Origin of the sequence: Kitasatospora arboriphila (assembly GCF_039528095.1) — a bacterium.
Classification (GTDB): domain Bacteria; phylum Actinomycetota; class Actinomycetes; order Streptomycetales; family Streptomycetaceae; genus Kitasatospora; species Kitasatospora arboriphila.
Genome location: NZ_BAAALD010000008.1, coordinates 25,200 through 49,010 on the forward strand (window position 1 = coordinate 25,200; position 23,811 = coordinate 49,010).

A 23,811-nucleotide genomic window follows, 5' to 3' on the forward strand; every position below is an offset into this window, starting at 1 on the left:
GGGAACCGCGCGACACCCTCGCGCGCATCCGGCGGGCCCCGCCCCTCACAGGGGGCGGGGCCCGCCTGACGCGTCTATGCCCTGAGGCAGGGGTGTACCCGCTGGTCAGCGCGGCAAGCCTGCTCGTTCGGGTGACAACTCTCAAGGATTGGCGGGACCTGCCGAGGGGAGAAATTCCGGCGGGAGGACGCACGGCGGCAACATGAGAGGGGGCACGGACCCGGGGGGCCGGGAGGGGCGTTCGGTCGGGGAAGCCGGACGCGGGGACGGGGGGATCGGGGGCTGCGGCACCGTCCCGGCTCGGGGTGGCCGGTGCCGTGGTCGTTCGGGGGAACAGGGAGGGAGCAGGGAGGGAACCGAGGGGGACGGGTGGGGCGCGCCAGGGGCCCGGTGCCGGGGAGCACCGGGCCCCTGATGCGGTGAGGAACCGCGGGCACGCCGAAGAGCGGCCCGGCGCACGTGGCGCGGCCGGGTCGCGGACCGGAGCCCGGGAACGGGCCCGGGGCCTAGGCCTGGGCGACGAAGACGTGGGCGGCGATGTCCTTGCCGAGTTCGGCCGCGCCCTCGCCGGCGCCGACCAGGACGCCGCCGGCGGCCGGGGCGACCTGGACGGTGGCGCCCGGACGGACACCGGCGCGGCGCAGGGTGCGCATCAACTCCTCGTCGGTCTGGATCGGCTCGCCGATCCGGCGGACGACCACGCTGGCGCTGCCGCTGCCGGCCACCGAGTCGAGGGTGAGCAGGGCCGCGTCGAAGCCCTCGCCCTCGGCCTTGGTGTCGCCGAGCTCGTCCAGGCCGGGGATCGGGTTGCCGTACGGGGACTGGGTCGGGTGGCCGAGCATGGCGAGCACCTTGCGCTCGACCGTCTCGCTCATCACGTGCTCCCAGCGACAGGCCTCCTCGTGGACCTGCTCCCACTCCAGGCCGATCACGTCGACCAGCAGGCACTCGGCGATCCGGTGCTTGCGCATGACGCGGACGGCGAGCCGGCGGCCCTCCTCGGTGAGTTCCAGGTGGCGGTCGCCCGCGACCCGCAGGAGGCCGTCACGCTCCATCCGCCCGACGGTCTGGCTGACCGTGGGGCCGCTCTGCTCCAGGCGCTCCGCGATGCGGGCGCGCATCGGGGTGATGCCTTCCTCCTCCAGTTCGAGGATGGTGCGGAGGTACATCTCCGTGGTGTCGATCAGGCCAGACATCGCCGCTGGTCTCCGTTCTTCGGTGTCCTCACCGCCAATTCTGGCGTACCGCAGTGTCAACAGGGGCCGGTCGTGGTACATGCCCGGCTCTTTTCATCGCTGTTGACAGCGGACCGCCGCAGGCAGCACCGTGCTCGCCGTATCTTCCTCCATGAGCGGTCTGGACCACCGGGCCCCGCACAGATTCGGAGATTTCGATGACCGACCTGGTCGGGCAGTACTTCGACGCCGCCATGGCCCATCTGGAGCGGGTCCGCCGCGAGGAGGCGGCCTCGATCGGGGCCGCGGCCGAGCTGCTCGCCGACGCGGTCGCGGAGGATCGCCGGATCTTCGCGTTCGGTGCCGGGCACTCCTCGCTGGCCGCCCAGGACGTGGTGTACCGGGCCGGCGGCCTGGTGGTGATCAACCTGCTGAACGTGCCGGGGATGACCGGGGTGAACGTGATGCCGGCGCCGCTGGGCAGTGCGCTGGAGCGGGTCTCCGGGCTGGCCACCGCCACCCTGGACCTCACCCCGGCGACCGCCGGCGACCTGCTGTTCGTGATCTCGCTCTCCGGCCGCCAGGTGATGCCGGTCGAGCTGGCCCGGCACGCCCGCGAGCGCGGGATGGGCGTGGTCGGGGTGACCTCGCTCGCCTACCCGGGGGCGGTCTCCTCCCACCACCCGTCCGGGACGTACCTCAAGGACAACTGCGACGTGGTGCTGGACAACAAGATCGCGGTCGGCGACGGGGAGCTGTCCTGCGCGGGGGCGGAGACGAGCTTCGGCCCGGTCTCCACGATCGTGACCAGCGCGCTGATGCAGGCCGTCGTGGTCTCGGCGGTCGGCCGGCTGACCGAGCGGGGGATCACCCCGCCACTGTTCCGGTCCGGCAACGTGGACGGCGGGACGGAGTGGAACGCCAAGGTCATGGCGGACAACCGGGAGCGCATCTACTACGCCTTCTGACGGCCCGTCGGCCCGGTCCGGAGGCAGGTCCGGGCCGGTTCCGGGGCCCGTTCGGGCCCTGTCCGGGGCCGGTCCGGGGCCGGTCCGGGCACGGCTTCTGTCCGAACTGTGCCTGTCCGTCCGGGACGGTCCGCACCCATACTGGCCGTTCCCCAGGCGTACCGCGTGGGCAGGCGGGGCAGAACAGCTGCTGCTGGGGGCTGCGCGGGCTGCTGGGGTTCGGGCGACGGTGGGGGGCCGACATGACGACGGGACCGGCACGTTCGATCGGCTGGGTGCGCGAGGAGGACCTGCTGCCCGAGCTGTTCTGGGCCGCCGACTCCTCCTCGCTGCAGGGCCAGCGGCGGGCCGTGCTGCTCGCCCGGTGGGAGCTGGTGCTGCTGGTCGGTGCCGCCGCGACCGGATCGGCCGACGGCACCGGATGGGCCTGGGTCGCCGCCGCCGCGTACCTGTGCACCGTGCTGATGGCCGCGCTGGTCAGCGTGCAGAACCCGCAGGGCCTCTGGTACGAGGGCCGGGCGGTCGCCGAGTCGGTGAAGACGCTGTCCTGGAAGTACGCGGTGCGCGCCGACTCCTACCGGCCGCCGCCCAAGAAACTGCCGGACGCCGAGCGGCTCTACGCGATCCAGCTGGACGGCATCCTCGGCGAGTTCGAGACCGACCGGGTGATCCCGCAGATGGCCCGGGTCCGGACGGAGCTGCAGGGCTGGCGGGCGCCGGCCCGGCACCCGCAGATCACCGAGAAGATGGAGCAGCTGCGCGGGCAGCCGCTCACCGTGCGCCGGGACGTCTACCTGCGCGAGCGGGTGCACGCCCAGCGCACCTGGTACCAGAACAAGGCCCGGCAGTGCGCCAACGCGGGCCGGTGGGCCGGGCGGCTGGGGATCGCCCTGCCGATGCTCGGCCTGGTGCTGGCGGTGCTGCGGGCGCTCGGCTGGTTCAGCTACGACGCGCTGGGCACGGTCTCCGCGGTGGCCGCCTCGGTGGCCGCCTGGGCCCAGCTGCGGCAGTACCGGCCGCAGGCGGCCGCCTATTCACTGGCCGCGTCCGAACTCGTCCTGGTGGAGCGCCAGCTGGACCAGCTCCGGCCGGACTCCGAGGACGCCGAGGAGACCTGGGCCCGGCTGGCCCGGGACGCCGAGGACGCCATCTCGCGGGAACACACCACCTGGCAGGCCCGCCGCGAGGTGCGCAGCCTGGACGTGCCCAACTGACCTGGAGGAACTGCGTGGTGCGACGACTGGTCGAGGCCGAGGGGGGGCGGAGGCTGGCGGTCGAGACCACCGGTGATCCGTACGGGAAACCGGTGTTCCTGCTGCACGGCACGCCGGGCAGCAGGGTGGGGCCCGTGCCGCGCAGCAGTGTGCTGGCACGGCTCGGGATGCGGCTGATCTCCTTCGACCGGCCGGGCTACGGCGAGTCGACCCGGCGGCCGAGGACGTGGTGGCGATCGCGGACGCCTTCGGGCTGGACGGCTTCGCGGTGCTCGGCCGGTCCGGCGGTGGGCCGCACGCGCTGGCCTGCGCGGCGCTGCTGCCGGAGCGGGTGGCCCGGGTGGCCGCGCTGGTGAGCCTGGCGCCACGGCACGCCGAGGGGCTGGACTGGTACGGCGGGATGACGGCGTCCAACGTGCGGGAGTACACGGACGTGGAGCGCGGTGAGGAGCACTTCGCCGACACCTTCCGCTTCCGCTCCGGGCTGATCCGGGACGACCCGCACGCGCTGATCAACGACCTGGTGCCGGAGCTGCCGCCGACCGACCGGGCGCTGGTCTCCGACGCGGGCATCCGGCGGATGCTGCTGGCCACGTACCAGGAGGCGTTCCGGCACGGCGCGGACGGCTGGATCGACGACGTGCTGGCGTTCACCGGGCCGTGGGGCTTCGAGGTCTCGTCGATCCGGGTGCCGACCCGGCTCTGGCACGGTGCGGACGACCAGTTCTCCCCGGTCGACCACTCCCGCTGGCTGGCGGACCAGATCCCGGGGGCCGACCTCTACCTGGAGCCGGGGGCGGCGCACTTCGGTGCGCTCAAGGTCATGACCGAGGCGCTGCAGTGGGCGGCGGCGGGCTGACCCGGGTCGGCGGCTCGGCCCCGGCGAGGACGGCGAGCACGTTGTCGACGGCCAGGTCGCCCATGGCCTGCCGGGTGCGGACGGTGGCGCTGCCGAGGTGCGGGGCGAGCACGGCGCGTTCCTGGGCGAGCAGCGCGGCCGGGACGGCGGGCTCGTGCTCGAAGTTGTCGACGGCGGCGGCGAACAGGTGCCCGGAGGCGAGGGCCGCGGCCACCGCCTCCTCGTCGACCACGCCGGCGGTCATGCTGACCAGGACGGCTCCGGCGGGCATCCGCGCGATCCGCTCGGCGTCGAGCAGGTGGCGGGTGGCCGCGGTCAGCGGGGCGGTGACCACCAGGACGGGGGAGCTCGCCAGCAGGTCGTCGAGCGGCAGGTGGCGGGCGCCCCGTTCGAGGTCGGCGGGGAGCCGGTTGCGGTTGTGGTAGCCGACCGGCATGCCGAAGCCGGCGGCCCGCCGGGCGACGGCCTGCCCGATCCGGCCCATGCCGAGGATGCCGAGCGGGGTGCCGGAGAGCTCCACGCCGAGCAGGAAGGTCGGTGCCCAGGCCCAGGGTCGGCCGGAGCGCAGCAGCCGCTCGCCCTCGCCGAGCCGGCGGGTGGCGGCGAGCAGCAGGGCCCATGCCATGTCGGCGGTGGACTCGGTGAGCACGCCGGGGGTGTGGGAGACGGCGACGCCGCGGGCGGCGCAGGCGGCGTGGTCGATGTTGTGGGTGCCGACCGCGTGGTTCGCCACCAGCCGCAGGCCGGGGCCGGCCGCGTCGAGGAGTTCGGTGTCGACGGTGTCGTCGAGGGTGGTGAGCAGGGCGGTGCAGCCGGCCGCGGCGGCGAGCAGTTCGGCGCGGGGCAGGGGCTGTTCGCTGTCGTGGTACCGCAGGTCGCAGGCGGCGGCGAGGCGGTCCGCCACCCCGGGCGCGAGCCGGCGGGTGACCAGGACGGCGGGCCGGGGTGCGTGCTCGTTCACCCGCCGCACGCTACACCCCGGCCGGGCCGGCCGCCGGTGCGGCCGGCCCGGGGCCGTCAGAGGGGCTGGGGTTCGAGGTCGCGGTTGATCCGCTGCCAGCCGCGGGCGGAGACGATCGTCGGGTGGTCGTCGCCGAAGAGTTCGATCAGGGCGCTGATCGACTGCCGGCGCAGGGCCTCGGCCTCCTCCTGGCGGCCGGAGGTGCGCAGGGTGATGGCGAGGTTGAGCCAGCAGACCACGGCGTCGGGGTGGCCGGGGCCGTAGCGGTTGTGCAGGCCCGCGTAGGCGGAGCGGCCGAGTTCCTCGGCCCGGCCGAGCTGGTGGTCGTCGGCGTAGGCGTTGGCGAGGTTGATGGTGGCGTTGAGGGTGTAGGGGTGGTCGGGGGCGAGGGAGTGGGCGAGGCCGGCGACGGCCTCCTCGTTGTGCCGGATGGCTCCGGCGATGTCGCCGCTGCCGCGCAGGTAGATGGCGAGGTTGTTCTGGCAGACGGCGGTGAAGGGGTGCTGGTCGCCGTGCAGCCGCCGGTAGCCGTCGTAGGCCGCGGCGGCGATGTCGCGGGCGGTCTCCTTGTCGCCGGCGGCGCTGTGGTCGGCGGCGAGGTTGAGCCGGCAGGCGAGGGCGTCCGCGTTGTCCGGGCCGTACCGGTCGACGTACCGCTCGTAGGTCTGCTCGGTGAGGCGGCGCGCCTCGCGGACCTCGCCGGCCCGGCGCAGCGAGACGGCGAGGGACTTGGCGTTGCGGAGGTTCTCCGGGGCGTCGGGCTGGAGGATCTCGTCGAGGACCTCGGTGACCTCGCGGAGCAGTTCGACCGAGCCCTTGTAGTCGCCCATCTCGCGCAGGTCGCGGGCGAGGTTGGACTTGCTGGAGAGGGTGTAGGGGTGGCGCGGGCCGAGCACCGCGGCGCGCCGGTCGAAGGTCTCCTGGTCGAGGTCGCGGGCGAGCTGGGAGTTGCCGACCAGCCGGTGGTCGATGGCGAGGTTGTTGGCCACCGACAGGGTCCGCGGGTTGTCGTCGCCGAACAGGTCGCGGAACTGGTTGTAGGTGTCGATGTCCAGGATCAGCGCCTCCTGGAACCGGCCGAGGTTGCGCAGGTCGGCGCCGAGCGAGCCGGCCGTCATCAGGGTGAAGGCGTTGTGGTCGCCGAGGAGTTCCTTCTGGCCGGCGAGGGTGGCGCGGTCGAGTTCCAGCGCCTCGCTGTACGCGCCCTGCGAGCGCAGCACGTTGGCGAGCTGGAAGTTGAGGCTGAGCATCTGGCGGCGCAGGAAGCGGCGTTCGGCGTTGTTGGCCTCGGCGGCGTAGCGGGCCGTCCAGGTGGCGTCGAGGGTGCGGGCGAGGGTCATCGCGCGGTCGAGGTCGACGCGCTTCCAGAGGTAGCGGACGCGGTCGATGAGCAGTTCGCGGGTCTCTCGCTCGTCGCAGTCCTGGGCGCGGGAGGGGGTGAGGTGGGGCCAGATCTTCTCGAAGGCGGGCCAGTTGCCGGGGTCGTCGGTGTCGCCGAGCGAGGGCCGGGCGCTGACCAGGATGCGGTGCACGTCGTGCATGGCGTCCTGGCGTTCGACCTCCGTCATGCCGCTGCGGACGACGGCCTGGACGAGCCGGTGCACCTGGAAGCTGTTGCTGGCCGCGTCGGTCTTGGCGAGGGCGTAGCGGCTGACCGCCTGGATCACCTTGCCGAGCATGAAGCTGTCGGTCAGCTCGTCGTCGTAGGGGGCGAGCGCCCGGGTCATCTGCTCATTGTAGAAGAGCGTGAGCGAGATCGGCTCGGGGGCGAAGAAGGCGCACAGCTGCAGCAGCCGGACGGCGGCCGGGGACTGCTCGCGCAGCCGGGTGATGGAGACGTTCCAGGTGGCGCCGACCGGGGTCGGGTAGTCGACCGGGGTCTCGCCGGCGGCGAGCGCCTTGGTGGCCTCGGCCTGCAGCTGGGCGACGTAGGTGTCGACCGGGGTGCGGGTGGTTTCCAGCCAGGCGGCGGCGACCTCGACGGCGAGCGGCAGGTCGCCGACGGCCTCGGCGACCCGGTCGGCGTCCTGGCGGGTGAGCCCGCGGACCCGGCGGCGCAGGTGGTCGATGCTCTCGCCGCGGGTGAAGACGTCGACGCCGAGCACTCCGGCCTGGCCGGACCAGCCCTGGTTGCGCGAGGTGATGAGGATGTGGCCGGAGCCGCCGGGGAAGTACCGGCGGACCTCGGAGGGCTCGTCGGCGTTGTCGAAGATCAGCAGCCAGCGCGAGGTGGGGGCGCCGCGGCGCAGCGCCTCGCGGGCGGACTCGGCGGCCTCGTTGACGCTCTCGCCGACGCGCAGGCCCAGTCTGTCGGCGAGTTCGGCGAGCGAGAGGACGACGGACTCGGCCTGCTCGGCGTCGATCCACCAGACCAGGTCGTAGTGGGACATGAAGCGGTGGGCGTACTCCAGGGCGACCTGGGTCTTGCCGACGCCGCCGAGGCCGTACAGGGTCTGCGGGGTGGGCAGCACGGCGGTGGGGCCGCCGACGAGCTGCTCGCGCAGGTCGTCGAGGACCTTGGCGCGGCCGGTGAAGGACGGGTTGCGCTGCGGCACCGACCAGTAGGTGGGCCGGGTACCGGGGAAGCGCGGGCTGCCGGGGCTGCGCTCGACCGGTGCGGGGTCGGTGTGCCCGAGGGCACGCAGCAGGGTGACGGCGGCCTGGGTCTCGTCGCGGCCGACCAGGTCGACGGGGTTGCGGTTGTTGAACGGCGCGGTGAGCCGGACGTCGCCGACCCGGACGGGGATGACCTGGCGGCGGGTGCCGGCCGGGTCGCCGCCGACGGCGCGCTCCCACAGTGCCTGGGCCTGCGGCGAGACGAGGTACGCGGAGGAGAGCACGGCGACGGTGCGGTAGGCGGCGTCGATGCCCTGCTCGGTGGAGGAGCGCGGGTCGGCGCCGACGCCGAGGTCGCGGGAGACCACCCGGAAGCCGGCGTCGGAGAGCACGGAGGCGATCCAGTCGGCCCAGACGCGGTCCTCGGGCACGAAGCTGAGGTAGAGGTCGGCGGGGGCGGTGGGCCTGCGCCGGATGAACGAGTCGAGGTTGCGGAGCCGTTCGAGCTCGTCCATGGGCGGCAGCGCGGTGACCCGGTCGCGGGTGAGCACGGCGGTGAGCCGCTCGCAGGCGGAGAGCAGCGAGGCGGGCTGGCCGGGTGCGTCGCCGAACGGGGCGAGGATCTCCTCGTAGGAGTAGAACGGCCGGTACGGGATCTCCACGGAGGCCCAGTACTGGGCGAGTTCGGGCTCGGCGAGGCCGGCGGGCAGGCCGGAGAAGCGGATCCGGGCGTGCGCGCGGCCGGCGTCGGCCTTCTCCTTCTCGTTCTCGTCGATGCGCATCGGCACCGGCAGGATGCGGATCCCGCGGTCGGCGTACCGGCCGTCGACGGTGTGGGCGATCCGGGCGGCGCCGTCGATGCTCTGGTCGCTGAGGGTGAAGCAGACGACCAGGTCGTCGGGCATCTCGACGGTGCAGATGTCGGCGGTGTCGGTGAGGCCGGTGCGGCTGTCGATCAGGACGTAGTCGTAGTGGTGCTTCATGTCCTGGCGCAGCGACTGCAGGAACCGCTGGCCGTCGTAGCGCTCGTAGAAGTCGTCCCAGTCGATCCGGTTGGCGGAGTAGTCCCGGTTGACCTGGCCGGCCGGCACGTAGTCGAGGCCGCCGGTGCCGGGGAAGCGCCAGGAGAGCGAGATGGCGTGCGGGTGGATCCGGGCGAAGTCCTCGTGCCAGTCGACGGCGCGCTCGACGGGTCGGCGGGCCTCGTCGTAGTAGTCGGCGAAGAGGTCCATCATGCCGGTGGTGCCGTCGACGGCGGCCTGGTTGAGGAACGGGTGGAAGAACCGGCCGAGGCCGGGCGCCTCCAGGTCCCAGTCGACGGTCAGCACCCGGAACCCGTTGGCCGCGAGGATCCAGGCGGTGTTCGCCAGCGCCATGGTGCGGCCGGTGCCGCCCTTGTACGAGTAGAAGGTGACGATCCGGCCCTGGCGGTCCTCGTCGGAGCGGGTCTCGGCGGACGGTTCGGGCCCGGTGCGGCGGACCGCCGCGGCGGGCCAGGTCCGGCTGTTGCTCACGGCTGTCCTCCCTCCGGCGCGGCCCTTCCGGTGCCTCCGCCGTCCTCGTCGTCCCCTGGTAAGTCGAGCGGCACGGTGCGGGGCCGTTGCCCGGTGTCGAAGTCGCCCCGCAGGCTGGGTCTGCGCGGGGCCGGCAGGTGCGGGGTCGTGGGCCCGTCCCGGCGTTCGAAGCCCTGGTTGGCGCGGATCACCGCCCACTCCATCTCGCCGCGGAAGGCCTCCAGGCTGCCGGGCGCGCCGGAGCCGCCGCCGCGGAGGGTGGGCCGCCGGGCGCGGGCGGCGCGCAGCACGTCGTCGCTGAGGCGGGTGAGCTCCTCGTCCTGCGCGGTGCTCTCCTCGTCCTCGGTGTTCCACGGTTCGAGGGTGGTGATCCAGGCCGGATTGCGCTGGTCGAGGCGGCGGACGGTCTCGCGCCGGCGGCCGTCGTAGAGGGCCCAGCGGTCGATCAGGACGATGCCGGGCGAGGTCGGCTCGGCGCCGCCGAGCAGTGCGGTGGCCTCGGTCTCGAACTCGTGGACGGAGGCCTGGAAGCCCATGCTGCGGGCGACGTCCACGGCGTCGTCGGCGAGCGGGCGGCGGGACTCCGGCCGGTAGGGCTGCCAGTCGGTGCGCCGGGCGCCGTAGAACTCGGGGCTGCGGCCCGGCGGTTGTTCGCCGCGACGGTAGGAGTACACCGAGATCCGCAGGGTGTTGGCGGGCGGTTCGGTGCCGGCGAAGGCGCTCGGCTGGTCCTCGAACGCGGCGGGACGGGTGACCGGGATGATGGTGCGCTCGGCGACCTCGACGATGCGTTGCGCGAGCCGGTGGACGGCGAGTTCGTACTGGGCCCGGTACGCGGTGAGCTTCATCAGCGCGTACAGGCCCTCGGCGGCGTAGTCGGGGCCGAAGCTGCCGTGGTTGAACTGGAGTTCACTGGCGCAGCGGGGCAGCGTGTAGTGGTCCATGGCGACCCAGAGCACCGGGACGATGCCGCTGGTCACCTCGCCGTCCTGCCAGCGCTGGTAGACCGGACGCTGGCTGAAGATGTGCCACTCCTGGCCGCAGGCGTGGCTCTTGAAGTAGCGGGGCGAGTAGAGCGGCACGAAGACCCGGCAGGCGCCGAGCTCGCGGGAGAGGCGTTCGGCCCAGAACTGCCCCTGGTGCATGGACTGGTCCATGAAGCCGACCGGCACCCCCTCGGGGACGTCGGTCAGCTCGGTGATGGCCTCGCAGAGGTCGTCGTAGAGCTTGGCCACCCAGTGGTTGGGGTCGCCAGCCTTGCCGGTGGCACGCGGGGTGTGCGCGTAGCTGAGGAAGAAGTACGGCCGCGAGGCGTCCTTCCCCCATCCCCCCGGGCTGTTCACACGCGCCTCCCCCGAGACCGTTCGTACCTCGACCCCCGAACGGGATCAGTCTAGGAAGGTGACCTTCCCCGGCGGAACAGCGCGCGAACGTGTCAACGGGCGCACGTTTCGATGTAGTTGCGCGCCGCATCGACACCGGCGCGCACGGGCACCAGCCAGCACTGCGCGTCGCCGAGGGTGCCGCGGACGAGCCCGGCGACGGTCTTCTCCAGCACCGGCCCCATCGGCATGAAGTGCTCGTCGACCAGCCTGACGGCGTTGAAGTGCTCCCAGTGGTGTCCGCCGTCCCCGTCGGGCACCACGCAGCCGTAGACCTGCGAGGGCGGGTGCGGCAGCTGGTACTCGGCGAGGTGGAAGGCGGTGCAGCACCACACCGGCAGGCCGATCAGCAGTGCGCGGGCCGCCGGGTCGTCGTACAGCTTGCGGGTGGGCGAGTGGTGCCCGAGGTGGCTCTCCAGCCGGTGGTCGGCCATGAGTTCGACCGCCCGGGCGCCGACGGCGGTGAACGAGGTCTGCGGGTGGTCGCTGCGGACGGCCTTGGCGTGCGAGCGGACGTGCTCGGGGAACCAGCCGAGCACCGGCGAGGTCCGGGTGGTCGCCGGGTCGTACGGCGGCATCGCCCGCTTGTGCGCCGACTCCTCCTCCAGCGTCATGCCGACGGTCAGCTCGCGGGCCAGCCGGGAGGTGTCGCTGTTCTCCGGGGAGGCGGTGTAGACGACCACCGTGCCGGTGTCCGGGCCGACGGTCTCCAGCAGGGCGTCCAGCAGGGTGGCGGCACCGTCGGCGAGCTCGCCGAGCCGCCGCAGCGAGGACTGCACCAGGACGGTGTCCCCCAGGCCCAGGCCCATCGCGCGGAGCTGGCCGGTCAGGTCGGCGGCCGTCCACGGGTCGCGCTGCGACCCGCCGGCCGGCCGTTCGACCCGTTCGACCACCGGTGGCCCGCCGGCCACGGGAAGGGTCGGCGGTGCCGGCGTGCCCGGTTCGGCGACGGTGGTGGACACGACGGGGGTTCCTCCTGGGATACGGCTGACGTCAGCGGACTGCGGTGGGTGGTGCGGCCGTCTCGTCCCGGACGGCGGCCTCGGCGACGGCCCCGACCGGCACGGAGAGCCACGGGGTGACGGCCTCCCGCATGCCGGCCACCAGGCGCTCGCCGAGCGGGGTGAGCGAGCCGGAGCCGGCGAGGTCCTCGACCGCGGCGGCGGTGTGCGCCCGCCAGCGGGCCAGCTGGAGCCGGGCGTGCTCGGCGGCCGCACCGGGCAGGCCGTCGTAGGCGCGGACCCGGCCGGCCCAGAACTCGGTCACGGCGAGGTGTGCGTAGGTGCCCTGGAGCAGGCCCTCCAGCGGACGCGGGTCGGGCCGCCACGGGGCGTGGTACAGCCGGTCGTCCGCGGGGTCGTACAGCTCGTGCCGGTCGAGCACCGCACCCAGCTTGACGTGCTGGAACTCGTGCACCAGCAGCAGCGCGAGGATCGGCGCCGTCGCGGGCCGGGCGATGCCGACGGCGCCGAAGGCCTGCCGGGCGGCGGCGCTCACGTCGCGGCCGGGCGGGCCGGGCCGCAGCGGGGTGACGGTCGACAGGCCCGCGGCGAGCCCCGGTGCGTACCCGGGCAGGTCGCGGCCGATCAGCTCCCAGGCCTCGCGCAGCGCGCCCGTCCAGCCGAGCAGCTCGTCCTCGGGGAGCCGGTCCGCGGCGGGCCACTGGTGGCTGTCGCGCTGCGGGTCGGTGTCCTCCAGGGCGACCGTCCAGCCGGGCAGCGCGACCCGGCGGACGGGCTGCCAGGCGGCGCCGGGCGGGGTGTCCCGGCCGACCTGCAGGCCGCGCACCGAGAAGCCCCCGGCGGTGGTGGTCAGCCGGGCCTCGCCGGCCCCGCCGACGACCAGCCGGCCGAGCGTGGGCAGGTGGACGGCGCCCGCCCGGACGGGGACGGGCAGGTCCGCCTCCACTCCGGCGCGGATCGCGGCGGCGGCGGCCAGCTCGGCGAGCCCGCCGAGGTCGGCGCCGGGCTCGCCGCGCAGGCAGCGGGCGGCCCAGGCCCGGACGTAGGGGTGGGCGAGGACGGCGTCCAGGGCGTGCGGGGCGCGGCCGTCCAGCTCGGTGAGCAGCTGCCAGGCGTCCGGGCGGGCGTCCGCGAGGGCGGCCGTCATGCGCCGGGTGAGGCCGAGCTGGGCGGCGGCGAGGGCTTCGACGGTGGCGCGGTCGCCGTGGCCGGCGGCCAGCTGGTCGAACTGCTCCGCCGTCAGGTCGGGTTCGACCGGGGCGGCCTGGGCGGGCACGGTGGCCGCCGGGCCGATGCGGTCACGGACGGTGGTGATGAGGTGCATCAGGTCTCCGCAGAAGACCGAGGGGTTGGCGAAACCGCTGCCGCCGGTGCGCCAGCGGTGTGCATAGAGGCCGCCGCCGCAGGAGCGGACGACGGGACAGCCGCGGCACTGCTCGGCCAGACCGGCGAGGCCGGACTGGCGTTCGCGCATGCCGGGGTGGTCGGCGACCTGGTCGAGGGTGTGCTCGAACACGGTGAAGCCGGTGGCCGGGGCGCCGTCGTAGGCGGTCTTGAGGCTGTCGGCCTGCTCGAAGCTGCCGTCGGTGTCGATCACCACGAGGTCGGCGGGGTCGAGGCCGAGGGACTCGGTGAGGCTGGAGCGGCCGCGCAGGGTGCGGTGGATCGAGTCGAAGGTCCGCACCGGCACCGGGCGGCCGTCGGCGCTCCACCGCTCGTGGACGGCGAGCAGCCAGTCGGCGTAGGGGTGCGGGCCGAGGCGTTCGGGGCGCGGGGGCGGGGTGTCCCAGGTGGCGTGCGGGAGCAGGAAGTCGATCCGCGGCGGCGCCAGGGCGGTGAGCGCCTCGTAGACGGCGATCGGGTCGTTCTCGACGTCGATCGTGCAGAGCAGCCCGGCGTAGAGGTGCCGGTACTCGGGGCGGCGCAGCAGGTCCAGGGCCTTGAGGACCTTGGCGTGGCTGGAGCGGCCGTCGGCGAAGCGGCGGTGCCGGTCGTTGGCGGCCCGGTCCCCGTCCAGGGAGACGCCGACCTTGATGCCGTACTCGGCGAAGAGGTCGAGGAAGGCGGTGCTCAGCAGCACCGCGTTGGTGTGGATCCGCAGGTCCAGGGCGCAGCCCTCGGGCAGCGCCCGGTGCAGCTCCTCGGCGGCCCGGCGCAGCACCGCGGGGCCCGCCAGGAGCGGTTCCCCGCCGTGCAGCACGACGTGCACGGCGGGGAGGGTGTGGGTGCGGGCGTGCTCGGCGATCCGGTCGGCCGTCCGGGTGAGGACCTCCCCCGTGACGACCTTCGGCTTCCCCCGCCAGCTGGTGTCCGCGTGCTCGTAGACGTAGCAGTGGTCACAGGCCAGGTCGCAGCGACTGTGGACCTTGACCACGAACTGCGAGAACGGCACCACCGGCGCGGCAGCCGCGTCGTGCGGGCTGCCGGACGCTGCCACGCCCGGTCAGATGGACGAGTTGAACGCGGCCACGGCCACCTGGCCGGCATCCGCGCCGGGCAGCGCGCGGTGCAGCTGTGCGGTCAGTTCGTCCGTTCCCAGAGCGGCGAGCGCGGCAAGGGAGGGCCGGATGACGGCTTCCTCGGCGGACGTGTCGTCGACAGGCCGGGTGGCGAGTGCAGCGACCATGGGAAGTCTCGATTCTGCGAGGTCAAAGCGCCAATGGGGAAAACGGCATGAGCTCGCGGCCCGACCTTGGCGGGAAGGGCCCGTGGCCCGACCCTATTATGCAGAGACTTTGACGCGCCATCAGCGTTTCGACTGCTCCGAATCGGGCATCCCAATCGTTTGGGGCATCCCCGGTCGACAGGATGCCCGATCAGGGGCACAGTCGCTCGACGCGCCAGCCGTCACCCTCCGCGACGAAGATCAGGCGGTCGTGGAGGCGGTTCTCGCGCCCCTGCCAGAACTCGACCGTCTCCGGGACGACCCGGTAGCCGCCCCAGAAGGGGGGCACCGGCACGCCCTCGCCCTCGGGGTAGCGGGCGGCGAGGTCGGCGTACCGCTGCTCCAGGACCTCGCGGCCGGCGACCGGGCTGGACTGCTCGCTGGCCCAGGCGCCGAGCTGGGAGCCGTGCGGGCGGGTGCGGAAGTAGGCGGCGGTCTCGTCCCGGCCGACCTTCTCGACCCGGCCGCAGACGATCACCTGGCGGGCCAGCTCGATCCACGGGAAGAGCAGCGAGGCCCACGGGTTGACGGCGAGTTCGGCGCCCTTGCGCGAGCCGTAGTTGGTGTAGAAGACGAAGCCGCGGAGGTCGTACCCCTTGAGCAGCACGGTGCGCGAGCTGGGCCGGCCGGCCGCGTCCGCGGTGGAGACCACCATGGCGTTGGGCTCGGCGACGCCCGCCTCGTCCGCCTCGTGGAACCACGTGGTGAACTGGGTCACCGGGTCGGCGGCCAGGTCGCCCTCGGACAGCCCCTCGTGCTGGTAGTGCTTGCGCATGACGGCGAGGTCCGGGCCCGGCCGGGGTTCGGCCGGCGTGGTCAGGGTAGTCGGGGGTCGCTCCGCGGTAGGCACGGCAACATCATCCCGTACGACAAGCGTTGCGGGCTGCTACGTCCCGGCAAACCCCGGGGGGAGTTAAGGTGTCACGCCACCGCTTGGGCGGGGGCCGCCCCGGGAACCGTCCGGTATGGACCGGTTTTCTCCCGGGTGTCCGCCGATGACGCCGGGCGCCCGCACCGTCGGGTGTCGTCTGGGGCAAACATCACCGTCGTGGTGTATGGCGCAATGCACGCCGTGCCTGCCAGGCTGACACCGAGTGCCAACCACCCACGGTCACCCGGCCCGTCGCACCACTCATCGCGGCGCGCCGGATCGGATCACTGAAGGAGCCGTCTGATGTCCGACTTCGTACCCGGGCTCGAAGGTGTCGTCGCCTTCGAGAGCGAGATCGCCGAACCCGACCGTGAGGGCGGCGCCCTGCGCTACCGCGGCGTGGACATCGACGACCTGGTGGGCCACGTCTCCTTCGGCCACGTCTGGGGCCTTCTGGTCGACGGCAAGTTCAACCCCGGCCTGCCCGCCGCCGAGCCGTTCCCGATCCCGGTGCACTCCGGCGACATCCGGGTGGACGTGCAGTCCGCCCTCGCCATGCTCGCCCCGGTCTGGGGCCTCAAGCCGCTGCTCGACATCTCCGCCGACCAGGCCCGCGACGACCTCGCCCGGGCCGCCGTGATGGCGCTGTCGTACGTCGCCCAGTCCGCCCGCGGCCAGGGCCTGCCGATGGTGCCGCAGCGCGAGATCGACAAGGCCGAGACGGTCGTCGAGCGGTTCATGATCCGCTGGCGCGGCGAGCCCGACCCGCGCCACGTCAAGGCCGTCGACGCCTACTGGACGTCCGCCGCCGAGCACGGCATGAACGCCTCCACCTTCACCGCCCGCGTCATCGCCTCCACCGGCGCCGACGTCGCGGCCGCGCTCTCCGGTGCGGTCGGCGCGATGTCCGGCCCGCTGCACGGCGGCGCCCCGTCCCGCGTGCTCGGCATGATCGAGGAGATCGAGCGCACCGGCGACGCCGCCGGCTACGTCAAGAAGGCGCTGGACAAGGGCGAGCGCCTGATGGGCTTCGGCCACCGCGTCTACCGCGCCGAGGACCCGCGCGCCCGCGTGCTGCGCCGCACCGCCAAGGAGCTCGGCGCGCCGCGCTTCGAGATCGCCGAGGCGCTGGAGAAGGCCGCGCTGGAGGAGCTGCACAACCGCCGCCCCGACCGCGTGCTCGCCACCAACGTGGAGTTCTGGGCCGCGATCATGCTGGACTTCGCCGAGGTCCCCGCGCACATGTTCACCTCGATGTTCACCTGCGCCCGCACCGCCGGCTGGTCGGCGCACATCCTGGAGCAGAAGCGCACCGGTCGCCTCGTGCGCCCCTCCGCGCGCTACATCGGCCCGGGCCCGCGCAGCCCGCGCGAGATCGAGGGCTACGACTCGATCGCGCACTGACGCTTCGCTCTTTCGGGCGGGTCCGGGCGTGCCCGGACCCGCCCGTTCCGTGCGTAGATCACATCTCAGCGGGCGGACGACCGCCCCCGCGGCACCACCCGGGGCAGTAGGCTGCCGCCGTGGCCCAGATCCAGATCCCCGCTGACATCAAGCCCGCCGACGGCCGCTTCGGCTGCGGCCCGTCCAAGGTGCGCCCCGAGGCCCTGAGTGCCCTCGCCGCCACCGGAACCTCCCTGCTGGGTACCTCCCACCGCCAGGCCCCGGTCAAGAACGTGGTCAAGCGCGTGCGCGAGGGCGTGAGCAGCCTGTTCTCCCTCCCCGAGGGCTACCAGGTGGTGCTCGGCAACGGCGGCTCCACCGCCTTCTGGGACATCGCCGCCTTCGGTCTGGTGCGCGAGAAGTCCCAGCACCTGAACTTCGGCGAGTTCTCGTCCAAGTTCGCCTCCTCGGTGAAGGCGGCCCCGTGGCTGTCCGAGCCGTCGGTGATCAAGACCGAGCCGGGCACCCACCCGCTGCCGATCGCCGAGGCGGGCGTGGACGTCTACGCGCTGACCCACAACGAGACCTCCACCGGTGTCGCCATGCCGATCCGCCGCCCCGAGGGCGCGGACGCCGGCTCGCTGGTCCTGGTCGACGCCACCTCGGGCGCCGGCGGCCTGCCGGTCGACATCACCGAGACCGACGTCTACTACTTCGCCCCGCAGAAGTCCTTCGCCAGCGAGGGCGGCCTCTGGCTGGCCACCTTCTCGCCGGCCGCGCTGGAGCGCGCCGCGGAGATCGCCGGCTCCGGCCGCTACATCCCGCCGTTCTTCGACCTGCCGACGGCGATCGACAACTCGTCGAAGGACCAGACGTACAACACCCCGGCGATCAGCACGCTCTTCCTGCTCGCCGAGCAGCTGGAGTGGCTGAACGGCAACGGCGGCCTGGAGTGGGCGGTGGCCCGCACCGCGGAGTCCTCCTCGATCCTGTACTCCTGGGCCGAGAAGTCCTCCTTCGCGCAGCCGTTCGTCGCCAAGGCCGAGGAGCGCTCGCAGGTCGTCGGCACCATCGACTTCGACGACTCGATCGACGCCGCGGCGATCGCCAAGGCGCTGCGCGCCAACGGCATCGTCGACACCGAGCCCTACCGCAAGCTGGGCCGCAACCAGCTGCGGATCGCGATGTTCCCGGCCGTGGAGCCGTCGGACGTCCAGGCGCTCACCGCCTGCATCGACTACGTGGTCGACCGGCTCTGACGTCCGCGGACGCACCGAAGGGCCACCGCCTCCGGGCGGTGGCCCTTCGCCGTCCGGTGCCGGGCGGGCCCGGCTCCGGTCACTTGCCCACGAGCGAGCTGACGACCACCACCACGAGCAGCAGCACCAGTGCGCCGGTCACGATCCGCATGCGAGTCTTCGGGTCCACGCTTCGAGGTTAGTCGGTCGCCGCCCCGGCCCCGGCACTGCCCCGTGGCGGGAGCTCCCCCCGCTGCTCGCGCTCCCGGAAGACCGAGGGGGCGACGCCGACCCGGCGGGTGAAAAGCCGGGTGAAGTACGCCGGGTCCTCGTAGCCCACCCGGCGGGCCACCGCCGCCACCGGCAGCTCCCCGGCGGCGAGCAGCAGCTTGGCCTCGCTGAGCCGCACCGCCAGCAGGTACTCCTTCGGGCCGGTCTCGCCCACCGCGCGGACGGCCCGGCGCAGCCCGGCCACCGTCAGCCCGGCCCGGCGGGCGTGCTCGGCCACCGGCAGCGGCAGGAAGGCGTCCCGGCGCAGCGCCTCCAGCACGGTCCCGCCGCGCGGGTCCAGGTCGGCCCGCTGCCGGTGCAGCTCGACCAGCAGCTCGTGGACCGCGGCGGCGGCCTCGGTGTCCACCAGCGGTCCGCCGCGGCGGCACGCGCCGGCGATCCGGGCGATCACCCGCTGGGCGCGGTCCGCGGCGATCAGCGGCACCACCGCCTCGTCCGGCAGCAGGCCGAGCTCGGCGTAACCGGCCAGGGCCGGGCCGGTGAAGTCGACGAAGGACTCCGACCAGCCGCCGGCGTCCGGCGCGTAGTGGTGCGGCACGCCCGGCCGCAGCCAGACCACCGCGGGGGCGGCCACCGGGCGGCGGGAGCCGTCCGGCACGGCGTACCAGCCGCGGCCGGCGGTGACCACCACGGCCACCCAGCGGTCCAGGGTGCGCGGCCCGACCACCGGCAGCGGGCCGCGCTGCATGCCGACGCCCAGGCAGGCGAGCCCGGTGGCCAGCTGGGCCGGACCGGGGGTCAGGTAGTGCCACCAGCGCTGCACGGCTCACCTCCGGGGACGGGCGGTCGGGGAACGGGCGGGCGGCCGTCGGGGGACGGGGACCGCGGGCGGCCGTCGGGGGACGGGGACCGCGGGCGACGGTCGGGGACGACAGTCCAACACCCGCCCGGGGTTTGTCCATGGCCGCGGCCGGGGCGCCCCGGCAGGCTGGGGGCATGCTGACCTACGACTCCGCGGGCTTCCGGCTGGACGGGCGCCCACTGCGCATCCTGTCCGGCGCCGTGCACCACTTCCGCACCCGCCCCGAGCAGTGGCCCGCCCGGCTGGCCGCCGTCCGCGCGATGGGCCTGAACACCGTCGAGACGTACGTCGCCTGGAACCTGCACGAGCCGGCGCCGGGCCGGTACGAGCGGACGGCGGAACTCGGCGCCTTCCTCGACGAGGCGGCCCGGCAGGGGCTGTGGGCGATCGTCCGGCCGGGCCCGTACATCTGCGCCGAGTGGGACAACGGCGGCCTGCCCGGCTGGCTGACCGCACGGGTCGGACGGCGGGCGCGGACGTCCGACCCGGAGTACCTGGCGGCCGTGGACGCCTTCCTCGACGAGCTGATGCCCGGCGTGGTCGCCCGGCAGGTCGACCGGGGCGGGAACGTGCTGATGGTGCAGGTCGAGAACGAGTACGGCTCCTTCGGCAGCGACACCGGCTACCTGCGGCACCTCGCGGACGGCCTGCTGCGGCGCGGCGTCACCGTCCCGCTGTTCACCTCCGACGGACCGGAGGACCACATGCTCACCGGCGGGACGCTGCCCGGCGTGCTCGCCACCGTGAACTTCGGCTCCGCCCCGGAGGACGGCTTCGCGGCCCTGCGCCGGCACCGGCCCGAGGACCCGCCGTTCTGCATGGAGTTCTGGAACGGCTGGTTCGACCACTGGGGCCGCCCGCACCACACCCGCGACGCGCAGGACGCCGCCGACACCCTGCGCCGCATCCTCGCCGCCGGCGCCTCGGTCAACCTCTACATGGCGCACGGCGGCACCAACTTCGGCACCGGCGCGGGCGCCAACCACGCCGACCCGCCGTTCAACTCCACCGCCTGGACCCACTCGCCCTACCAGCCGGTCACCACCTCCTACGACTACGACGCCCCCCTGGACGAGCGCGGCGCGCCGACCGCGAAGTACGCGCTCTTCCGCGAGGTGCTGGCCGACTTCGCCGCGGCCCACCCCGACGAGGCGCGCTTCCTCGACGGCCGGGCACCGGCACTGCCCGAGCTGCCGCCGGTGCTGGAGGCACCGGCCGTCGCCCTCACCGAATCGGCCGCACTGCCGTTCGGCCCGGCCGTCCACGCGCCGGTGCCGCCGCGCTTCGAGGAACTCGGACTGGAACACGGCCTCGTCCGCTACACCGCCCGGGTGCCGGCCGGACGGCCGGACCTGCCGCTCACCGTCGAAGGACTGCGGGACCGGGCCGTGCTCCGGGTGGACGGCGTCCGGGTGGCCGACCTGGAACGCGGCGTGGCCCGGCCGGAGCTCGCGGTGCCGGGCGGCGTCGCGGTCGAGCTGCTGGCGGAATCGCTCGGCCGGGTCAACTACGGGCCGCTGGTGGGCGAGACCAAGGGCGTCGACGGCGTCCGGCACGAACGGCAGTACCTGCACGGGTGGCAGGCCGAACCGCTGCGGCTCGACCCGCTGCCGGCGGCGGACTTCGGGCCGGAACCGGCGGACGGGACGGGGGACGCGGCACGCCTCGTCCGCGGGGTGCTCGACCTGACGGACACCGGGGACGCGTTCCTCGCGGTGCCGGGAGGCGTGCGCGGCTACCTCTGGGTCAACGGATTCCTGCTGGGCCGCTACGACGCCCGGGGCCCGCAGACCACGCTCTACTGCCCGCAGCCCCTCCTCCGCCCCGGCCGCAACGAGCTCACCCTCCTCGAACTCGGCGACGCCCACCCCTGCAAGATCGAACTCCGCCCCACCCCCACCCTGGGCTGAACGGGAAAAACCCCCAGGGGCGCGGGGAACTGCGCAATCCGGGAACGGTCATACCCGCGAGGTGCTCCGCATCCGAGGTGCGCAGTTCCCCGCGCCCCTGATTTCGCACCACCGGACCCGAAAGGACGCCACGTCCGGATTGCGCAGTTCCCCGCGCCCCTGGGGCTATTCCGCCTGCCAGTGGGCGAGGGGCCAGGTGGTGAGGGTGCGGTAGTGGGAGGGGCCGAAGCCGGTCTCGCTGAGGACGAGGTGGATCTCCCCCGCCTCCCACTCCAGCCCGCGGAACCCGTCCAGCCCCGCCGCGAGGTGCTGCAGCTCGGCCGCGGCGACCCGCTGCTCCGCCCGCCGACGCCCGCGGCTGGATCCCGCGCGGGCGAGCGTGAGGTGGGGGTGGAAGCCGTACTGGTCGGTCTCCACGCCGACCTCGCCGACGGCGCCCCGGACGGCCTCGGCGAGCCGCCGCAGTGCCCAGACCTCGCCGTCCACGCCAACCCAGAGCACCCGGTCGCCGAAGGTGCCGCCGCCGGCGAGGCGGAGCCGGTGGGCGCCGTTCTCGCCGGCCGTGCGGGCGAGGACGGCCTCCAGGGCGGGCACCTCGGTGACCGGGATCTCGCCCAGGAAGGCCAGGGTGAGGTGCCAGCCGTCGACCCCGCTCCACCGCAGCCGGTCCGCGCCGGGCCGTTCGCGGAGCGCGGCCGCGGCGTCGACCAGTTCCTGGACCGCCTCGCTCGGCGGGTTGACCGCCACAAAGAGCCTCATGGGCCCATCTTCCCCGTCGGCCTTCCCGGTCGGAGCCCTTCCGCGGGGCCGGCTCAGAACCGGGGGCTCCAAGGACGGTGACGACCGTGACGGCGGCCCGGCAGGCCCCGGTGGACGGGGGCCAGCCGGGCCGGGCCTCAGCAGGCGGTGGCCAGGTCCTTCTTGGGCAGGGTGCGCGGCACCACCGCGACCACCCGGCGGCCCGCACCCGGGTGCAGGTCGACCCGGACCTTCAGGTCGGCGGCGCGGGCCAGCACCACGGCGATCACGGCCGCGGCGGCGGCCGAGACCAGGCCGCAGGCGAGCAGGCCGAGCCGGGGCCCGTAGGCGGCGGTGACCCAGCCGACGAGCGGGGCGCCGATCGGGGTGCCGCCGGTGAAGACCAGCACCAGCAGGCCCATCACCCGGCCGCGCACGGCGGGGTCGGTGCCCAGCTGGAGCGCCGAGTTGACCGAGGTGTTGAAGGTCAGGCCGAAGACGCCGATCAGGGTGAGCAGCGCGGCGAAGGTCCAGTAGCCGGGGGCGAGCGCGGCCAGCACCTCCAGCGTGCCGAAGGCGACCGCCGCGCCGACCAGCCGGCGCAGCCTGGGGGCGCCGCGGCGGGCGGCGAGCAGGGCGCCCGCCAGCGAGCCGACGGCCATCGCGGTGTTCAGCAGCCCGTACTCGCCGGCACCGACCTTGAAGGTGTCGTAGGCGAAGCCGGAGAGCAGCGTCGGGAAGTTGAAGCCGAAGGTGCCGATGAACCCGGCCAGCACCATCGGCCAGAGCAGCTCGGGCCGCTCGCGGACGTAGCGCAGGCCCTCGCGCAACTGGCCGCTCTGCCGGGCGACCGGGGTGGAGGGGCGCAGCTCGCTCTCGCGCATGGCGAGCAGGCCGCCGAGGACGGCGGCGAAGGAGAGCGCGTTGACCGCGAAGGCCCAGCCGCTGCCGACCGCGGCGATCAGCAGGCCGGCGACGGCCGGTCCGACCAGCCGGGCGGTCTGGAAGTTGGCGGCGTTCAGGCTGACCGCGTTGGCGAGGTCCTTGGCGGGCACCATCTCGCTGACGAAGGCCTGCCGGGTCGGGTTGTCGACGACGGTGACCAGGCCGAGCAGCAGCGCGAAGACGTAGACGTACCCGGCCGTGACGGCGCCGGTGACGGTGAGCACGGCCAGCCCGGCGGCGAGCAGGCCCATCGCGCCCTGGGTGGCGAGCAGCAGCCGGCGCTTGGGCAGCCGGTCGGCGAGCACGCCGCCCCACAGGCCCAGCAGCAGCATCGGCAGGAACTGCATGGCGGTGGTCACGCCGACCGCGAAGGGGCTGCCGGTGAGGCTCAGCACCAGCCAGTCCTGGGCGATGCGCTGCATCCAGGTGCCGGTGTTGGAGACGACCTGGCCGGCGAAGTAGTACCGGTAGTTGCGGATCCGGAGGGAGGAGAACATTCCTCCGGGCCGGGTGAAGCGGGCCCCGGTGGGGCCGTCCCCCGCTCGGGTGGCGGCGGGGGCGGATGCGGCGGGGGTGACCGCCGCGGGGCGTTCGTCGGGGTCGTCGTCGCCGGTGCCGGGCAGGCCCACGGGGGCGGGCGCCTGGCTCTCGGCGGTGGCAGCGCGGTCGGCTGCGGGGTCTGCGGCGAGGTCGTCGGTGCGGGTGGCGGCGGCGCTGGCTGCGGCCGGCGGTGTCAAGGTGGTCTCCCCTCGGGGCGCGGCGACGGGCAGGTTCGTCGCCGCGCGGCTGTTCTCTCGGATGTGTCCTGCGGTGATGCGGTGCTCCTTCGTTCGGTTGCCGTGAGACGTCGTGCCGGTCGGGGTGCGCGTCAGAGGTGGGCGAGTCTGGAGAGGGCCGGTGCCGCTGCGCGGATCAGCGCCCACTCCTCCTTGCTCAGCCCTTCGGCCAGTTCGGCCAGCCAGGCGTTCCGCCGGCGTCGGCTCTCCGTGAGGATCGCCTCGGCCTGCTCGGTGCTGCTGACGACCACCTGTCGGCGGTCGTCCGGGTGCGGCTCGCGCCGTACCAGCCCCTTCTCCTCCAGCATCGCGATGATCCGCGTCATCGACGGAGGCTGGACGTGCTCGCGGCGGGCGAGCTCGCCGGGGGTGGCCTTGCCGCAGCGCGCCAGGGTGCCGAGGACCCCCATTTCGGTGGGGCTCAGCGACTCCTCGACACGCTGGTGTCTCAGCCGGCGGGCAAGGCGCATCGTGGACGACCGCAGCTGGCTGACGGCTGCGAGATCGTCCTCGGACATCTCGGGCATGGTCCTTAGCCTATGTCATTACTCTCGCTAAGGAAAATCCTTTTCCGCCGGTGTCGCCGCACCGCCCGCCGCGG

At 74.0% G+C, this 23,811-nt stretch carries 17 protein-coding genes and 1 pseudogene; 6 read left to right on the plus strand and 12 right to left on the minus strand.

All coding sequences use genetic code 11. The annotated features are described in order from the left end of the window. Positions 1 to 506 precede the first annotated feature (506 nt). Positions 507 to 1,196, minus strand: a complete 690-nt coding sequence (locus tag ABD353_RS06470; protein WP_030268918.1) for an iron-dependent transcriptional repressor DtxR — start codon at positions 1,194 to 1,196, stop codon at positions 507 to 509. A gap of 191 nt (positions 1,197 to 1,387) precedes the next feature. Here ABD353_RS06470 and ABD353_RS06475 point away from each other — a divergent pair, with 191 nt between their 5' ends. The 3 genes and pseudogenes from ABD353_RS06475 to ABD353_RS06485 all read left to right on the plus strand — a co-directional run bounded on the left by ABD353_RS06475 (position 1,388) and on the right by ABD353_RS06485 (position 4,216). After that, on the plus strand, positions 1,388 to 2,143 hold the full coding sequence (locus ABD353_RS06475; protein ID WP_344622609.1) for a sugar isomerase domain-containing protein: 756 nt from the start codon (positions 1,388 to 1,390) through the stop codon (positions 2,141 to 2,143). A gap of 242 nt (positions 2,144 to 2,385) precedes the next feature. Beyond that, on the plus strand, positions 2,386 to 3,357 hold the full coding sequence (locus ABD353_RS06480) for a DUF4231 domain-containing protein (RefSeq protein WP_344622507.1): 972 nt from the start codon (positions 2,386 to 2,388) through the stop codon (positions 3,355 to 3,357). 17 nt (positions 3,358 to 3,374) lie between these two features. Continuing rightward, positions 3,375 to 4,216 (plus strand): annotated as a pseudogene (locus tag ABD353_RS06485) (alpha/beta hydrolase). Here the strand turns inward: ABD353_RS06485 and ABD353_RS06490 are convergent. The 7 genes from ABD353_RS06490 to pdxH form a co-directional block, all read right to left on the minus strand. Then, entirely contained in the window at positions 4,179 to 5,177 is a 999-nt protein-coding gene (locus tag ABD353_RS06490) for a 2-hydroxyacid dehydrogenase (RefSeq protein ID WP_344622508.1), read from the minus strand. The pseudogene ABD353_RS06485 and the gene ABD353_RS06490 overlap by 38 nt on opposite strands. A 56-nt stretch (positions 5,178 to 5,233) precedes the next feature. Then, positions 5,234 to 9,151 carry an FxSxx-COOH system tetratricopeptide repeat protein gene (fxsT, locus tag ABD353_RS06495; RefSeq protein ID WP_425555090.1) on the minus strand — a complete coding sequence of 1,306 codons (3,918 nt, stop codon included), beginning with the start codon at positions 9,149 to 9,151 and terminating at the stop codon, positions 5,234 to 5,236. A gap of 92 nt (positions 9,152 to 9,243) precedes the next feature. Continuing rightward, positions 9,244 to 10,590 carry a TIR-like protein FxsC gene (locus tag ABD353_RS06500; RefSeq protein WP_344622509.1) on the minus strand — a complete coding sequence of 449 codons (1,347 nt, stop codon included), beginning with the start codon at positions 10,588 to 10,590 and terminating at the stop codon, positions 9,244 to 9,246. A 92-nt stretch (positions 10,591 to 10,682) separates the two neighbouring features. Further along, on the minus strand, positions 10,683 to 11,591 hold the full coding sequence (locus tag ABD353_RS06505) for an AAC(3) family N-acetyltransferase (protein ID WP_344622510.1): 909 nt from the start codon (positions 11,589 to 11,591) through the stop codon (positions 10,683 to 10,685). 31 nt (positions 11,592 to 11,622) lie between these two features. Next, positions 11,623 to 14,028 (minus strand): FxsB family cyclophane-forming radical SAM/SPASM peptide maturase, encoded by a 2,406-nt coding sequence (locus ABD353_RS06510; protein ID WP_344622511.1) that lies wholly within the window; start codon positions 14,026 to 14,028, stop codon positions 11,623 to 11,625. A gap of 6 nt (positions 14,029 to 14,034) precedes the next feature. Then, on the minus strand, positions 14,035 to 14,217 hold the full coding sequence (gene fxsA / locus ABD353_RS06515; protein ID WP_344622512.1) for an FxSxx-COOH cyclophane-containing RiPP peptide: 183 nt from the start codon (positions 14,215 to 14,217) through the stop codon (positions 14,035 to 14,037). A gap of 190 nt (positions 14,218 to 14,407) precedes the next feature. Then, positions 14,408 to 15,031, minus strand: coding sequence for a pyridoxamine 5'-phosphate oxidase (pdxH, locus tag ABD353_RS06520; RefSeq protein ID WP_344622611.1), 624 nt, complete (start codon positions 15,029 to 15,031; stop codon positions 14,408 to 14,410). Between the two features lie 399 nt (positions 15,032 to 15,430). On the opposite strand from pdxH, the gene ABD353_RS06525 reads away from it, so the two are divergent. Beyond that, positions 15,431 to 16,531, plus strand: coding sequence for a citrate synthase 2 (locus tag ABD353_RS06525; protein WP_344622513.1), 1,101 nt, complete (start codon positions 15,431 to 15,433; stop codon positions 16,529 to 16,531). 119 nt (positions 16,532 to 16,650) lie between these two features. Next, positions 16,651 to 17,769, plus strand: a complete 1,119-nt coding sequence (gene serC, locus ABD353_RS06530; RefSeq protein ID WP_344622514.1) for a phosphoserine transaminase — start codon at positions 16,651 to 16,653, stop codon at positions 17,767 to 17,769. Positions 17,770 to 17,947: 178 nt separating this feature from the next. Here the strand turns inward: serC and ABD353_RS06535 are convergent, their stop codons facing one another. Next, complete coding sequence (locus tag ABD353_RS06535; protein WP_344622515.1) at positions 17,948 to 18,802, minus strand: AraC family transcriptional regulator; 855 nt, start codon at positions 18,800 to 18,802, stop codon at positions 17,948 to 17,950. A 173-nt stretch (positions 18,803 to 18,975) separates the two neighbouring features. Between ABD353_RS06535 and ABD353_RS06540 the strand changes: the two genes are divergently transcribed. Further along, positions 18,976 to 20,751: a glycoside hydrolase family 35 protein gene (locus tag ABD353_RS06540; RefSeq protein WP_344622516.1), complete on the plus strand. Its 1,776-nt coding sequence runs from the start codon at positions 18,976 to 18,978 to the stop codon at positions 20,749 to 20,751. 165 nt (positions 20,752 to 20,916) lie between these two features. Here ABD353_RS06540 and thpR read toward each other — a convergent pair whose 3' ends face one another. The 3 genes from thpR to ABD353_RS06555 form a co-directional block, all read right to left on the minus strand. Further along, complete coding sequence (gene thpR / locus ABD353_RS06545; protein ID WP_344622517.1) at positions 20,917 to 21,510, minus strand: RNA 2',3'-cyclic phosphodiesterase; 594 nt, start codon at positions 21,508 to 21,510, stop codon at positions 20,917 to 20,919. 137 nt (positions 21,511 to 21,647) lie between these two features. Next, positions 21,648 to 23,171, minus strand: coding sequence for an MFS transporter (locus tag ABD353_RS06550; protein WP_344622518.1), 1,524 nt, complete (start codon positions 23,169 to 23,171; stop codon positions 21,648 to 21,650). Between the two features lie 131 nt (positions 23,172 to 23,302). Further along, entirely contained in the window at positions 23,303 to 23,737 is a 435-nt protein-coding gene (locus ABD353_RS06555) for a MarR family winged helix-turn-helix transcriptional regulator (protein ID WP_344622519.1), read from the minus strand. Between the last annotated feature and the right edge of the window lie 74 nt (positions 23,738 to 23,811).

Bases quoted from the DNA above. Each gene is read 5' to 3' on its own strand.
- ABD353_RS06470 (WP_030268918.1), bottom strand. From the start codon at position 1,196: ATGTCTGGCCTGATCGACACCACGGAGATGTACCTCCGCACCATCCTC.
- fxsA (WP_344622512.1), bottom strand. From the start codon at position 14,217: ATGGTCGCTGCACTCGCCACCCGGCCTGTCGACGACACGTCCGCCGAG.
- thpR (WP_344622517.1), bottom strand. From the start codon at position 21,510: ATGAGGCTCTTTGTGGCGGTCAACCCGCCGAGCGAGGCGGTCCAGGAA.
- ABD353_RS06555 (WP_344622519.1), bottom strand. From the start codon at position 23,737: ATGCCCGAGATGTCCGAGGACGATCTCGCAGCCGTCAGCCAGCTGCGG.
- ABD353_RS06480 (WP_344622507.1), top strand. From the start codon at position 2,386: ATGACGACGGGACCGGCACGTTCGATCGGCTGGGTGCGCGAGGAGGAC.
- ABD353_RS06525 (WP_344622513.1), top strand. From the start codon at position 15,431: ATGTCCGACTTCGTACCCGGGCTCGAAGGTGTCGTCGCCTTCGAGAGC.
- ABD353_RS06540 (WP_344622516.1), top strand. From the start codon at position 18,976: ATGCTGACCTACGACTCCGCGGGCTTCCGGCTGGACGGGCGCCCACTG.
- pdxH (WP_344622611.1), bottom strand. From the start codon at position 15,031: ATGCGCAAGCACTACCAGCACGAGGGGCTGTCCGAGGGCGACCTGGCC.